Origin of the sequence: Nocardia miyunensis NBRC 108239, assembly GCF_001613065.1 — a bacterium.
Taxonomy (GTDB): Bacteria; Actinomycetota; Actinomycetes; order Mycobacteriales; family Mycobacteriaceae; genus Nocardia; species Nocardia miyunensis.
Genome location: NZ_BDBQ01000009.1, coordinates 1 through 13250, shown reverse-complemented (window position 1 = coordinate 13250; position 13250 = coordinate 1). Strand labels below are relative to the sequence as shown.

The window sequence follows — 13250 nt, the reverse complement described above, 5'->3', positions numbered from 1 at the left end:
GGTCTTCCTCTCGAACGGGCATATCGCATGAAACGCTTTCGGCGATCATTCTCCTCACCGCGCCGAAGGCCCGGAACCCGGCCCGGAGCATCTCGCGTACCCCCTCCGGCGTGCCCGAATGGCGACGCCGGGCCGATTCGGGTAAGCAACAGGCTGTGACGAGCCAATCCGGTGGCGTCCCACCGGCACCGCAGCGGGAGGACCGCATCCTCACCCTGCCCAACGCGCTGAGCGTGCTGCGGCTGATCGGGGTGCCGGTCTTCCTGTGGCTGCTGTGGGTGAAGGCGGACGGGTGGGCGTTCGCGCTGCTGATCGCCAGCGGGGTGACCGATTATCTGGACGGCAAACTCGCGCGGTTGCTGGACCAGTACTCGCGGCTGGGCGCGCTGCTGGACCCGTTCGTGGACCGGCTGTATCTGGTGGCGACCGTGCTCGGCCTGATGCTGCGCGGGATCCTGCCGTGGCCGTTCGTGGTCGCGCTGATCGGTCGCGATCTGATCCTGGCCGCGACACTCCCCGTCTACCGCCGCCGCCACCTGGATCCGCCGGAGGTGATCTATCTCGGCAAGGCCGCGACCTTCGCTCTGATGGCGGCGCTGCCGTGGCTGCTGGCGGGCGAGATGCACTGGCCGCTGGCAGGTTTCGGCCGTGCCTTCGGGTGGGCATTTCTGATCTGGGGCACGGCAGTCTATATCTGGACCGGACTGCTCTATCTCGGCAAGGCCCTCGCGGTGGCCCGTTCGATACCGGCCATACCGCCTGTCTCACCCCGCGATTAGAGTGATCGCCACGCCCGTGAAAGGACGCCCCGTGAAAGGACATGTGCATTGACCGCCCTTCCCGAGGATCTGCGCTACACCGAGGAGCACGAATGGGTGGGGCGCATGGGCCCGACCCGCGTGCGGGTCGGTATCACCGACTACGCCCAGCAGCAGCTCGGTGACATCGTGTTCGTACAGCTGCCCCCGGTGGACAGCGACGCCCCGGCGGGCGAGGGCATCGCGGAGGTGGAATCCACCAAGAGCGTCTCGGACATCTACGCTCCGCTGAGCGCGAAAGTCGTTGCGGTGAACGATCTTCTGGACTCCGAGCCGGAGCTGCTCAACAGCGATCCGTACGGAGACGGCTGGTTGTTCGAGTTGGAGACAACCGACGCCGCGACGCTGGACACAGCACTGGGTGAACTGCTCGATGCCGCAGGTTATCAAGGAGTTATCGGGGGCTGAAGCGGCCTTCACAGTTCTACCTGCACGGGATCGCCCTGGCAGGGTACGGTCAATGCCAACAGATGTACCGGCGACCGGTGCTGGAATGTCCAAGGGCGCGACAGCCGGTCGCGCTGGGTGGTGGCAACGCCGGAATCGGATGCTTGTACGGATAATCGGTTCGAGGAGGAGAGCAAGGGTGAGCGAGAACAAAGACCCGGGTTACGGGGAGAGCGCGGCCGAGACGACGTCGGTATTCCGCGCTGACTTCCTCAACGAGGTCGACGCGTCGCGCTCCGGTGAGCAGACCGGCGAACAGCCGGTGCAGGGTGTCGAGGGTTTGCCCGCGGGCGCTGCCCTCCTGGTGGTCAAGCGTGGCCCGAACGCGGGCTCGCGATTCCTGCTGGATCAGCCGACCACGTCGGCGGGGCGTCATCCCGACAGCGACATCTTTCTCGACGATGTCACCGTGAGCCGCCGCCACGCGGAGTTCCGGCAGGACGACGACACCTTCCAGGTGGTGGATGTGGGCAGCCTCAACGGCACCTACGTCAATCGTGAACCGGTGGACTCCTCCGAGCTGCAGAACGGTGACGAGGTGCAGATCGGCAAGTTCCGGTTGGTGTTCCTGACCGGTCCGCGTCCCGCCGCGAGCGATGCGGCAGGCGCGCTGTAGGAGCCGGTACGAAATGACAGGCGCTGCGCAGTGGACCCGCGGAGGTATGTCGATCGGCTCCGTGCTGGATCTGCTGCGTCCGGATTTCCCGGACATCACCATCTCCAAGATTCGATTCCTCGAATCCGAGGGGCTGATCAGCCCGGAGCGCACGCCTTCGGGATATCGCAGGTTCTCGGTCGCGGATGTCGAGCGGCTGAAATTCGTGCTGACCGCACAGCGCGATCAGTACCTGCCGTTGAAGGTGATCAAAGAGCAGCTCGAGGCGATCGACAGCGGTGCCGCGACGCTCGGGGTGCGCGAGGCGCGCGCCCGGGCGGACGGGGCCGACGGACCAGGGCGTGCGCCCGAGTCCGTCCGCCCCGGCGGCGCGCTGTCCCCGCCCCGGCGGCTGGGTGTCGTACCCGGTGAGGTGACATCGGACGAGCTCCGGTTCGACAGCGAAATCCGTATCGCGCGTTCGGATCTGATCGAGCAGGCCGGTATCGATGAGAAATTTCTCACCGAGTTGATCCGCGCGAATCTCATCACTCCGGGCGCGGCCGGATACTTCGACGCCGAGGCCGTGACGCTGGCGCGCGCGGCCAAGGCGATGAGCGAGTTCGGTTTGGAGGCCCGTCATCTTCGGGCGTTCAAACTGGCCGCCGATCGCGAGGCGGCGATGATCGCCCAGATCGTGGCCCCCATCGCCAAGAGTCGTGACGCCGACGCGCGTGCCCGCGCGGAGGAAACAGTGCGCGAACTCGCGGCGTTGTCGCTGACCTTGCACACGAGCCTGGTGAAGACGTCGGTGCGCGCTGCCCTCGGCGGCTGAAATCTTCGCCTAGACTCGGTGTTACGGCCGGTTTCGTAGTGGCACGCTGGACGGCCGCGAGTATGGGAGGCAGTGGCGAGTCATGACTGAAATGCGTGTGATCGGCATCCGCGTCGAGCAACCTCAGAATCAGCCCGTGCTGTTGCTCCGTGAGGTGTCCGGTGACCGGTACCTACCCATCTGGATCGGCCAGGCAGAGGCAACGGCGATCGTCCTCGAGCAGGAGGGCGTCACACCCATTCGCCCGCTGACGCACGACCTGATCAAGATCCTGATCCACGATCTGGGCCATACCCTCAAGGAGGTCCGGATCGTCGATCTGCAGGAGGGCACCTTCTACGCCGATCTGGTGTTCGAGAACGATCTACGGATCTCGGCACGCCCCTCGGATTCGGTTGCCATCGCGCTGCGGGTGGGTTGCCCGATCTACGCCGAGGAGACGGTGCTCGACGAGGCGGGGCTGGTGATGCCGGACGAGCGCGAGGACGAGGTGGAGAAGTTCAAGGAGTTCCTCGAATCGGTCTCCCCGGACGACTTCAAGGCGACCGACAGTTAGACCCCGGAATGTGCTCTCGACCTCTAGTTGAGGTCGAGAAACACGCCGTGCGCGGAGTTTGGTTCCATGCCTGTGCTGTCGAGACAATCGGGGGAGTAGCCTCGACAGTTAGGCCGTTGTTCTCTTCGGCGATGCAGTGAGGGAGTAGTCAGTGGGAGACCAACCGCAGCAGACATCACAGGCGCGGCCCGCCACGGCGGCAGATGCGCGGCCCGCCGCGGTGGTGCAACCAGGACTGTTCCCCGACGACACGGTGCCCGACGATCTGGTGGGTTATCGGGTGCCGAGTGCGTGTCAGGTCGCCGGAATCACCTATCGGCAGCTCGACTACTGGGCCCGCACCGGCCTGGTCGTCCCGTCCATTCGCAGCGCCACCGGTTCGGGCAGCCAGCGGCTGTACTCGTTCAAGGACATCCTGGTCCTGAAGATCGTCAAGCGCCTGCTGGACGCGGGCATCTCGTTGCAGAACATCCGCATCGCGGTCGACCACCTACGCAGCCGCGGGGTCGAGGATCTGGCGGGCATCACCCTGTTCTCCGATGGCGCGACGGTGTACGAATGCGCCTCGCCCGAGGAGGTAGTCGATTTACTGCAGGGCGGGCAGGGCGTGTTCGGCATCGCGGTCAGCGGTGCGATGCGGGAGCTGACCGGCGCGATCGCGGCGTTCCCGGCCGAGCGGGCCGAGAGCCACACCGCCTCCGAGCGTCCCGAGGACGAGCTGGCCTTCCGCCGCAAGGTGCGTGAGAACCGCAAGACGGGTTAACGATTTCCCGGGCCCGAGGTCGAGAACGTCGACCTCGGTCAGCCCAGGGCCGTCAGGTCGGCGACGATGACGGTGACGTTGTCCCGTCCACCGCCGGTCAACGCGAGATCGATGAGCGTATCCGCGGCGTCGTCGGGGGTGTCTCGGCCCAGTGCGTCGGCGATGGCGGGATCCTGGACCATATCGGACAGCCCGTCCGAGCACAGCAGGAAACGATCACCGGGGCAGGCGCGCAGCGTGAGCAGTGTCGGCTCGATGTCATCGCCGGACAGCGCCCGCAGGATGACCGATCGCTGCGGGTGGGTGGCGGCTTGGGCGGCGGTGATCTGACCGGAGTCGACGAGGGTTTGCACGAAGCTCTCGTCGTGGGTCAGCTGCGTGAATTCCCCGTCGCGTAGCAGGTAGGCGCGGGAATCGCCGATGTGCGCGAGTCCGAACACCCTTTCGCCGAACAGGATCGCGGTCAGCGTGGTGCCCATCCCGGCCAGGTCGGGCTGTCGCAGGACGCGGTCGGCGATGGCCGAGTTCGCGGCCTGCACTGCGGCGTCGAGCAGGTCGACGGGGTGATCCCGGATCGTCTCGGCGTCGACCGCGGCCAGTGCGTCGATCGCCAGCCCGGCGGCCACCGCGCCGCCGACATGACCGCCCATGCCGTCGGCCAACGCCAGCAGTCGCGCGCCCGCATAGGCGCGGTCCTCGTTGCCCGCACGTACCAGGCCCAGATCCGAACGCACCGCGTAACGCATAGTGCCGCCTATCGAACGCCGGAATTCAGGGGGACCGACCAGATCCGATGACGTGTCGTTCATGGCGAATTTCGCATCATATTTCACCGTAGCAGGGTGGGTGAACAGCGGCTACGCGCGAAAGACCGGTGGCGGCGGTGGTGATCATTGTGTGATGCGTCGCAGGGGCCGGGACGGAAACACAGGCGACACACAGAGGCGATTAGACTGGCAGTGCGCCAATGCCGTGCGGGAGAGTTCCGGGGTTCGTCCCGGGCGCCGAAGGAGCAGCACCTCCCCGTCAACCTCTCAGGCACAAGGGACCGTGCGGGCTGTGGGCGCCTCTGGAAAGAGTTGGCCGCACACAATGCGGACCAGCCGCCCATGGGGAAAGGGTCCGCCGCGCGCGTGCCCCGAATCTCTCAGGCGCCACGACAGAGGGGGAGGGCCCGACGTTGTCGACCAGCCGTCGACGCCGCCCGACCCCTGGGAGATACCGTGACCCGTCCCTTCGCCGATCGCCACATCGGTCCAGATTCCACCGCGCTCGCCGAGATCCTCGACGTCGTGGGTGTGCGATCGCTGGACGATCTGGCCGTACGCGCGGTCCCCGCCGCCATCCTCGACGACTCCGCGGACATCGGGCTCGGTGTGCTGCCTCCGGCCGCCTCCGAACACGAGGTGCTCGCCGAACTCGCCGCACTGGCCCATTCCAATACCGTCGCGACCTCGATGATCGGGCTCGGCTACTACGACACGCTGACCCCGCCGGTGCTGGTGCGCAATCTGATCGAGAATCCGGCCTGGTACACCGCCTATACGCCGTATCAGCCGGAGATCAGCCAGGGCCGGCTCGAGGCGCTGCTGAACTTCCAGACGATGGTCTCGGACCTGACCGGCATGGAGGTGGCGAACGCGTCCATGCTCGACGAGGCGACCGCCGCCGCCGAGGCGATGACGCTGCTGCGACGGGCGAACCGGACGAGCAAGTCCGCGCGGCTGCTGATCGATGCCGATCTGTTCCCGCAGACCCGCACCGTGCTGTACACCCGCGCCGAGCCGCTGGGTATCGAGATCGTCGAGGCGGATCTGAGCAGTGACATGCCCACGAGCCCGCCCCGGTTGCCGGACGGTGAATTCTTCGGTGTGCTGGTGCAGACGCCCGGGGCATCGGGACGCATCGTGGACTGGACCGCGCTGATCGAGGCCGCGCACGAGCGAGGCGCGCTGGTCGCCGCCGGTGCGGATCTGCTCGCGCTGACGCTGATCACGCCGCCGGGGGAACAGGGTGCGGACGTATGTTTCGGCACCACACAGCGTTTCGGGGTGCCGCTCGGATTCGGCGGGCCGCACGCCGGATATCTCGCGGTGCGCACCGCCCATGCGCGCCAGCTGCCCGGCCGCCTGGTCGGGGTGTCCGTCGACGCCGACGGCAGCACCGCCTACCGGCTCGCGCTGCAGACCCGCGAGCAGCACATCCGCCGGGAGAAGGCCACCTCGAACATCTGCACCGCGCAGGTCCTGCTGGCGATCGTGGCCGCGATGTACGCCTCCTATCACGGGGCGGACGGGTTGCGCGCCATCGCGCGGCAGGTGCATCGGCACGCCGAGGAGTTGGCCGCCGGACTCGGGGAAGCCGTTGTGCACGAACGGTTCTTCGACACCGTGCTGGTGCGGGTGCCCGGCGGTGCGGAGGCCGTGGTTGGTAAGGCGAAGGGGCGCGGTGTGAATCTGCGCCTGGTCGACGCGGACCACGTCTCGGTGGCCTGCGACGAGGCGACCACCGCCGAACACGTGGGTATCGTGCTCGAATCCTTCGGTGCGACAGTGGATTCGGATCGTGAGCCGCTGCCCGCCATCGAGAACCGCCGGTCGGAGTATCTGACGCATCCGGCCTTCACCCGGTATCACACCGAGACCGCGATGCTGCGCTACCTGCGACAGCTCTCGGACAAGGATATCGCGTTGGATCGCAGCATGATTCCGCTCGGCTCGTGCACCATGAAGCTCAACGCGGCCGCGGAGATGGAGCCGATCACCTGGCCCGGGTTCTCCCGCATGCATCCGTACGCGCCCGTCCAGGACGCGCCCGGCATCCTGCGGGTGGTCGAGGATCTGGAGACCTGGCTCGCGGCCATCACCGGCTACGACCGGGTCAGCCTGCAGCCGAACGCGGGAAGTCAGGGGGAATACGCTGGGCTGCTGGCGATTCGGCGCTATCACCTCGATCGCGGTGACGCCCGGCGCGACACCTGCCTCATTCCCTCCAGTGCGCACGGCACCAACGCCGCGTCGGCGGCGATGGCCGGGCTGCGCGTGGAGGTGGTCGAGTGCCGCGAGAACGGTGACGTCGACCTGGACGATCTGCGTGCCAAGATCGCCGACCACGCCGATCGGCTGGCCTGCATCATGATCACCTATCCGTCCACGCACGGCGTGTACGAGCACGAGGTCGCGCAGTTGTGCGCCCTGGTCCACGACGCGGGCGGTCAGGTCTACGTGGACGGCGCCAATCTGAATGCCCTTGTCGGACTTGCCCGTCCGGGCCGGTTCGGCGGTGACGTCTCGCATCTGAATCTGCACAAGACCTTCTGCATTCCGCACGGCGGCGGCGGTCCGGGCGTCGGCCCGGTCGCGGTGCGCGAACATCTGGCGAAGTATCTGCCGGGCGATCCGCTGGAGGCCGGTTCGCACGCGGTCTCCGCGGCGCGCTACGGTTCGGCCTCGATCCTGCCGATCACCTGGGCCTATATCCGGATGATGGGCGCGGACGGCCTGCGCCGCGCCACCCTGACCGCCATCGCGTCGGCGAATTACCTTGCGCGGCGGCTGGATTCGCATTTCCCGGTGCTGTACACCGGTACGGACGGGGTCGTCGCCCACGAATGCATTCTGGATCTGCGCGAGATCACCAAGCGCACCGGCGTCACCGTCGACGATGTGGCGAAACGTTTGGCGGACTTCGGATTCCACGCTCCCACGATGAGTTTCCCGGTGGCGGGCACGCTGATGGTCGAGCCCACCGAGAGCGAGAATCTCGAGGAACTCGACGCCTTCGTCGACGCGATGATCGCCATCAAGGCCGAGATCGACCAGGTCGCCGAGGGTGCCTGGCCGGTCGAGGACAGCCCCCTGCGCGGCGCACCGCACACCGCCGCCTGCCTGGTCGGCGAATGGACCCACCCCTACAGCCGCGAAACCGCGGTCTACCCACAGGGTTTGGGCGCTGCGCGCGCCAAGATCTGGCCCTCCGTCCGCCGCATCGACGGTGCGTACGGTGACCGCAACCTGGTCTGCGCCTGCCCGCCCCTGGACGCCTACAGGGACTGATCGCACCGGGCGCCTCTCCGGTTTTGTAACCGGCGCGGATCATCTCGCGCCGCTCGGCCGGAGAGGCTCGGGGCACACCATGTTACGGAATTCGCCGGGGCATTTATTCCATCGGTAACCATTGCGCAATGCGGCGAGCGTGAAATCTAAGCGTAGCCGGAACAGCTACAGCATCGGATCGTTCCGCGATCCGGCTTCGTCTTCGCAACGACGCGCGGTCCGATATCACTCGACGGCAATCGTACTGCCGTTCTCCACCATTCCGGGAGTGCCCCATGTCCGTATTCGACGCTACCATCACCGAGAATATCGAGAAGTCCCTCGCCGAGATTCCGCACCCCTCGCTGCCCGCCGGTTCGAATCTGTACGGGGGCACGAAGATATTTCCCGACTATCAGGCCGAGAACGGTGAGAGCTATTTCACCCTGGTCCACGGCATCGCCCACGAGTCCTCGGTGGCGTTCGTGGCGGTTCTGCAGGCGACGCGTGCGCTGCGGAAGGGCTTCGAGTCGGCGATCTATTTCTACGGGCCGGGCGCGCTGAATTGCCTTGCCACCCGCGGATTTCCGAAGACCGGTGATTCCGGATTTCCGGGTGAGCAGAATATCAACGACGCGCTGGCGACCTTCATCACCGAGGGCGGCACGGTGTTCTGCTGCCGATTCGGCCTGGCCCTGCACGGCGCTCGCGAAGAGGATCTGATCACCGGCGTCATCCCGGCGCATCCGCTGGACGTGCAGGACGCGGTCATCCACTACGCGCGCAAGGGCGCGATCATCAACTCCACCTACATGGTGTGATCCGGCACTTCTTCGGTAACGAGGTACACCATGGTCACCATCGGATCGGTTGCCGCCAACTTCACCCGGGACCTGGAACAGAATTTCGCCACCATCGCCGACTTCGTCGCACAGGCAAGGCGACGCGATGTGGATTTCCTGGTCTTTCCCGAAGCCGCGATCGGCGGCTATCTCTCCAGCCTGGGCAATCACGGCGACACCGTCAAAACCACGACACGCTCACTGCCGCCGGCGATCCGGCTCGACGGTCCGGAACTGGCCCGGGTCCGCTCGATCGCGGGTGACATGGTCGTCGCGATCGGCTTCTGCGAACTCGGCGGCGACGGCGAAACCCGTTACAACGCAGCGGTTCTGCTGGACGGGGAACGGATCTACGGCAGCTACCGCAAAGTGCATCAGCCGCTGGGCGAGAACATGTCCTATGCGGCCGGTGACGGTTACGGCGCCTTCGACACGCCGGTCGGGCGGGTCGGGCTGCAGATCTGTTATGACAAGGCGTTTCCCGAAGCCGCGCGGATGATGGCGCTCGAGGGCGCGGAGATCATCGCCAGTCTGTCCGCATGGCCCGCGGCGCGGACCGCGACCGCGGAGAATCTACAGGATGACCGGTGGACGTACCGGTTCAACCTGTTCGATACCGCTCGGGCGCTGGACAATCAGGTGTTCTGGGTGGCGTCGAACCAGTCGGGTTCCTTCGGTTCGCTGCGGTACGTGGGCAATGCGAAGATCGTCGATCCGGGCGGCAATGTGCTGGCCACCACCGCCCTGGACAGCGGGCTGGCGGTCGCCCGTGTCGATGTCGAGGGCACCTTCAGGACCATGCGGGCGGGCATGTTCCACCTGCGGGACCGCAGGCCCGACGTGTACGGGCCGCTGGTCGCCGCGGACACCGCCGCCGCGCCCTGGCGGGAGGTCGCTCATGCCTGAGATGACGTTCACCGTTCGATGGCCCGAGGGCGCACCGGTGGGTTATTACTCGCCGAGCCTGGTCGTTCACGATTTCCTCACGGCCGGAACGCAATACACCGTGGGCGATTTCGTCCACCGGTCCGTCACCGCGCTGGACCATGCGACCGAGCGGGTGCGGGCGAAATTCGGTTTCGCCTGCACCTCGGCTCGGGCCACAGCGGAGCAGATCCGTTGCACCGCAGAGGCTTTCCCCGCCGACGCGATGGTCGAGGTCGTCGCGCTGGAACCACCGCTGCCCGAGAAGGTGCTGCCATGAGCGCGGTGGCGGATTCCGTACCGGTCGTCGTGGTGGGGGCGGGGCAGGCCGGGCTGTCGGTCAGCTGGTATCTGGGCCGGGCCGGGATCGAGCATCTGGTGGTCGAGTCCTCGACGCCGATGCACGCCTGGGCCGACACCCGGTGGGACAACTTCACCCTGGTCACCCCGAACTGGCACTGCCGACTGCCCGGTTACGCCTACGCGGGCGGCGACCCGGACGGGTTCATGACCCGGGACGAGGTCGTGGACTGGCTCGCCGGATGGCTCGGCACGTTCGACCCGCCGCTGCGAACGCACACCAGAGTCAGTCGATTGCGTCGTACCGCAGGTGGTTTCGAGCTGACCCTGGAGTCCGTGACCGGCGTCGAGTCGCTTCGCTGCGCGCAGGTGGTGGTGGCGACCGGCGGATATCCGCTGCCGATCCTGCCGCCGTTCGCCGCCGCGCTCGATCCGGCTGTCGCACAGATTCATTCGGAGCAGTACCGCAATCCGCAGCGGTTGCCCGACGGGGCCGTGCTGGTAGTCGGCACCGGGCAGTCCGGTGCGCAGATCGCCGAGGATCTGCACCTGGCCGGGCGGTCCGTGCACCTGGCCGTGGGCAGCGCGCCGCGAGTGGCGCGTTTCTACCGTGGCCGCGACTGCATGACCTGGCTGGCCGACATGGGTGTGTACGACACGCCCGCCCAGCAGTTTCCGGGCGGTAAAGCGGCGCAGGAGAAGACCAACCACTACGTCACCGGCCGCGACGGCGGCCGGGACGTGGATCTGCGCCGCTTCGCCGTCGAGGGAATGGCGTTGTACGGCACGCTGATCGGTGGCAAGGACACCGAGCTGGAATTCGCGCCCACCTTGAGCGCGGCACTCGACCGGGCCGACGCGGTGTACAACTCGATCTGCTCGGACATCGATCGCTACATCATCCGAGCCGGGATCGACGCGCCGCCGCCGTACCGCTACGAGCCGGTCTGGGCCCCCGACACCGAGCCCACCCGGCTCGACCTCGCCGCGGCGAATGTGCGAAGCATCGTGTGGGCCATCGGTTATCGGCCCGACTACCGCTGGATCGAGGCGAGCGCGTTCGACGGCGGCGGCCGCCCGATGCAGACCCGCGGCATCACCGAGGTACCCGGGCTGAGCTTCGTCGGGCTGCCTTGGATGCACACCTGGGGCTCGGGACGTTTCCTGGGCATCGACCGGGACGCGAAGTACGTCGCCGACAGCGTCGTCGCCGCCCTGTCCACGGCGACGGTGCCGGATATCCTGCCCGAGAACGGAGTTCGGCTGTGAACGCTCCCTCGACCCGAGTGGATCTGACGCTCATCGGCATTCGCGGCACACCACCGGTGCACCGTACCGGCGGCGCCGGTCCCAGCGACGACGGTCATCTGCTGATCGACGGCCTGCCCGCGGCGGTGCCGCGAAACCCCGACAGCCCGTACGTCTTCGACGGAGACAGGGTGCTGTTCGACGGCACCGACACGGGCATCGAGGTCACGTCGGTGGCGCGGCCGCGGTTCTACGATCGCCGCACGGCCGCCGGCGTGCCCTACGAGAAGATCGCGAAGCTGCACGGCCGCAGTGTGCTCGCGACCACCGTGGTGCAGACCTGCATCCGGTACCGGGAGGATCAGCGCTGCCGATTCTGCTCGATCGAGGCATCGTTGCGCGCCGGAGCCACCACCGCGGTGAAGCAACCCGCCGAACTCGCCGAAGTCGCCCGCGCCGCAGTCGATCTGGACGGCGTCACCCAGATGGTGATGACCACCGGCACCTCGGCGGGTCCGGATCGCGGCGCGCGCCACCTGGCCCGATGCGTACGCGCGGTGAAGGAGGCGGTGCCGGACCTGCCCGTTCAGGTGCAATGTGAGCCGCCCGCGGAACTGTCGGTCCTGACCGACCTGCGGGCGGCGGGGGCCGATGCCATCGGCATCCACGTCGAGTCCCTCGACGACGCGGTGCGGCGGCGGTGGATGCCGGGCAAGGCGACCGTGCCACTGGCCGAATACCGCCGCGCCTGGGCCGAGGCGGTGCGGGTGTTCGGGCGCAACCGGGTGTCGACCTACCTGCTGGTCGGTCTCGGTGAGGACCCGGACGAATTGATCACCGGCGCAATCGATCTGGCGGAGTCGGGGGTATATCCGTTCGTGGTGCCCTTCCGCCCGCACGCCGGAACCCTGGCCGTCGATGTCGACCGGGCGACGGCGCCGGATCCGATGGTGCTCGAGCGGGTGACCCGCGCGGTGGCGGACCATCTGCTCCGGATCGGCATGCGCGGTGACGCTCAGCGGGCGGGCTGCGCGGCGTGCGGAGCGTGCAGCCTGCTCCAGGTGATGGGAGCCTGATCATGCAGGACGGCACTTCGAATCCGGCTGCCGCGCCCGCGGTTCTGTCGATTCTGGCGGGGGAGCCTCGGGTCCGCCGACCAGAATTCATCGTCACGGTCGCGGACGCACGGACCCGGCGGGACCATCTGCGGCTGCGTCACCGCGAATTCGTCGAGCGGCAAAAGCTTTTCGCGCGAACGGATCTCGACGAGTTCGATGCCGACCCGCAGACGATCACCCTCGTCGCGGTATCGCCGGACGGCGCGGTGCTCGGCGGGGTCCGGCTGGTGTCGCACCGCGATCCGGCCACCGGCGCGGATATCGGCTGGTGGTCGGGTAGCAGGCTCGCTGTCGTGGAGACCCGGCACGCCCGGGGTGTCGGTGCGGCGCTCGTGCGCGCGGCGTGCGCGCACGTCGAATCGGCGGGCGCGCTGCGTTTCGACGCAACCGTGCAGGACCGCCATGTCGCCCTGTTCCGGCGGCTGGGCTGGGACGACACCGGTCCCGGTCCGGTCGTCGGTGGCCGCGCGCACCGGCGCATGCGGTGGCCGGTGGGACTCGTGCAGCATGCCGTCGACGCCACCAAGGCTCCGCTGGGCGCGCTGCTGACACCGTTCCTGCGGCAGCCGCACGGCTTGGGCTCCGCGGGCTTCCGCGGCGACGACGGTGCTCCGGTGCCCGGCACACAGGTGATCGCGGCATGCGATGCGATCCTGCCGTCGATGCTCGAGCGTGACCCGGAGTGGGCCGGTTGGTGCTCGGTGCTGGTGAACGTCAACGACCTCGCGGCCATGGGCGCGCGCCCGGTCGGGCTGCTCGACGCGGTCGCC

The 13250-nt window shown here is 67.6% G+C and carries 13 protein-coding genes, 1 pseudogene and 1 riboswitch; of the genes and pseudogenes, 13 read left to right on the top strand and 1 reads right to left on the bottom strand.

Features of this window, described 5'->3' with window-relative positions; genetic code table 11:
- Positions 1 to 155: 155 nt before the first annotated feature.
- The 6 genes from NM2_RS04515 (at position 156) to NM2_RS04490 (ending at position 4014) form a co-directional block, all read left to right on the top strand.
- Entirely contained in the window at positions 156 to 779 is a 624-nt protein-coding gene (locus NM2_RS04515) for a CDP-alcohol phosphatidyltransferase family protein (protein ID WP_067664393.1), read from the top strand.
- 48 nt (positions 780 to 827) lie between these two features.
- Positions 828 to 1226 carry a glycine cleavage system protein GcvH gene (gene gcvH, locus NM2_RS04510; RefSeq protein WP_067664390.1) on the top strand — a complete coding sequence of 133 codons (399 nt, stop codon included), beginning with the start codon at positions 828 to 830 and terminating at the stop codon, positions 1224 to 1226.
- Between the two features lie 178 nt (positions 1227 to 1404).
- A complete protein-coding gene (odhI, locus tag NM2_RS04505; protein ID WP_040823302.1) occupies positions 1405 to 1881 on the top strand; it encodes an oxoglutarate dehydrogenase inhibitor Odhl in 477 nt (158 codons plus the stop codon).
- A 46-nt stretch (positions 1882 to 1927) separates the two neighbouring features.
- The gene (gene ftsR, locus NM2_RS04500; RefSeq protein ID WP_174575604.1) at positions 1928 to 2695 is read left to right on the top strand and encodes a transcriptional regulator FtsR; all 768 of its coding nucleotides are present in this window, start codon (positions 1928 to 1930) and stop codon (positions 2693 to 2695) included.
- An 82-nt stretch (positions 2696 to 2777) separates the two neighbouring features.
- On the top strand, positions 2778 to 3251 hold the full coding sequence (locus NM2_RS04495) for a bifunctional nuclease family protein (RefSeq protein WP_067664386.1): 474 nt from the start codon (positions 2778 to 2780) through the stop codon (positions 3249 to 3251).
- A gap of 151 nt (positions 3252 to 3402) precedes the next feature.
- Positions 3403 to 4014 (top strand): MerR family transcriptional regulator, encoded by a 612-nt coding sequence (locus NM2_RS04490; RefSeq protein ID WP_067664384.1) that lies wholly within the window; start codon positions 3403 to 3405, stop codon positions 4012 to 4014.
- A gap of 44 nt (positions 4015 to 4058) precedes the next feature.
- Here the strand turns inward: NM2_RS04490 and NM2_RS04485 are convergent.
- Positions 4059 to 4760: pseudogene (locus NM2_RS04485) on the bottom strand (PP2C family protein-serine/threonine phosphatase); the annotation flags it as partial.
- A gap of 219 nt (positions 4761 to 4979) precedes the next feature.
- A riboswitch (glycine riboswitch) is annotated at positions 4980 to 5075 on the top strand.
- A gap of 162 nt (positions 5076 to 5237) precedes the next feature.
- Between NM2_RS04485 and gcvP the strand changes: the two are divergent.
- The 7 genes from gcvP to NM2_RS04450 all read left to right on the top strand — a co-directional run.
- Positions 5238 to 8069 (top strand): aminomethyl-transferring glycine dehydrogenase, encoded by a 2832-nt coding sequence (gcvP, locus tag NM2_RS04480; RefSeq protein WP_439956836.1) that lies wholly within the window; start codon positions 5238 to 5240, stop codon positions 8067 to 8069.
- A gap of 275 nt (positions 8070 to 8344) precedes the next feature.
- Positions 8345 to 8869, top strand: coding sequence for an MSMEG_0572/Sll0783 family nitrogen starvation response protein (locus NM2_RS04475; RefSeq protein ID WP_067664380.1), 525 nt, complete (start codon positions 8345 to 8347; stop codon positions 8867 to 8869).
- 30 nt (positions 8870 to 8899) lie between these two features.
- A complete protein-coding gene (locus tag NM2_RS04470; protein WP_067664379.1) occupies positions 8900 to 9796 on the top strand; it encodes a carbon-nitrogen hydrolase family protein in 897 nt (298 codons plus the stop codon).
- Positions 9789 to 10094, top strand: coding sequence for an MSMEG_0570 family nitrogen starvation response protein (locus NM2_RS04465; RefSeq protein ID WP_067664377.1), 306 nt, complete (start codon positions 9789 to 9791; stop codon positions 10092 to 10094). The genes NM2_RS04470 and NM2_RS04465 overlap by 8 nt, the downstream gene beginning before the upstream one ends.
- The gene (locus tag NM2_RS04460; RefSeq protein ID WP_067664375.1) at positions 10091 to 11383 is read left to right on the top strand and encodes an MSMEG_0569 family flavin-dependent oxidoreductase; all 1293 of its coding nucleotides are present in this window, start codon (positions 10091 to 10093) and stop codon (positions 11381 to 11383) included. Before NM2_RS04465 ends, NM2_RS04460 begins: the two co-directional genes overlap by 4 nt.
- Positions 11380 to 12438 carry an MSMEG_0568 family radical SAM protein gene (locus tag NM2_RS04455; RefSeq protein WP_067664373.1) on the top strand — a complete coding sequence of 353 codons (1059 nt, stop codon included), beginning with the start codon at positions 11380 to 11382 and terminating at the stop codon, positions 12436 to 12438. Before NM2_RS04460 ends, NM2_RS04455 begins: the two co-directional genes overlap by 4 nt.
- A 2-nt stretch (positions 12439 to 12440) precedes the next feature.
- The coding region (locus NM2_RS04450) for an MSMEG_0567/Sll0786 family nitrogen starvation N-acetyltransferase (RefSeq protein ID WP_157120877.1) at positions 12441 to 13250 on the top strand (810 nt) is incomplete at its 3' end.

What these genes read in the sequence shown, in the direction of transcription:
- NM2_RS04465 (WP_067664377.1), top strand. Translation starts at nt 9,789, where the DNA reads ATGCCTGAGATGACGTTCACCGTTCGATGGCCCGAGGGCGCACCGGTG.
- ftsR (WP_174575604.1), top strand. Translation starts at nt 1,928, where the DNA reads ATGTCGATCGGCTCCGTGCTGGATCTGCTGCGTCCGGATTTCCCGGAC.
- NM2_RS04495 (WP_067664386.1), top strand. Translation starts at nt 2,778, where the DNA reads ATGACTGAAATGCGTGTGATCGGCATCCGCGTCGAGCAACCTCAGAAT.
- NM2_RS04470 (WP_067664379.1), top strand. Translation starts at nt 8,900, where the DNA reads ATGGTCACCATCGGATCGGTTGCCGCCAACTTCACCCGGGACCTGGAA.
- NM2_RS04475 (WP_067664380.1), top strand. Translation starts at nt 8,345, where the DNA reads ATGTCCGTATTCGACGCTACCATCACCGAGAATATCGAGAAGTCCCTC.
- NM2_RS04460 (WP_067664375.1), top strand. Translation starts at nt 10,091, where the DNA reads ATGAGCGCGGTGGCGGATTCCGTACCGGTCGTCGTGGTGGGGGCGGGG.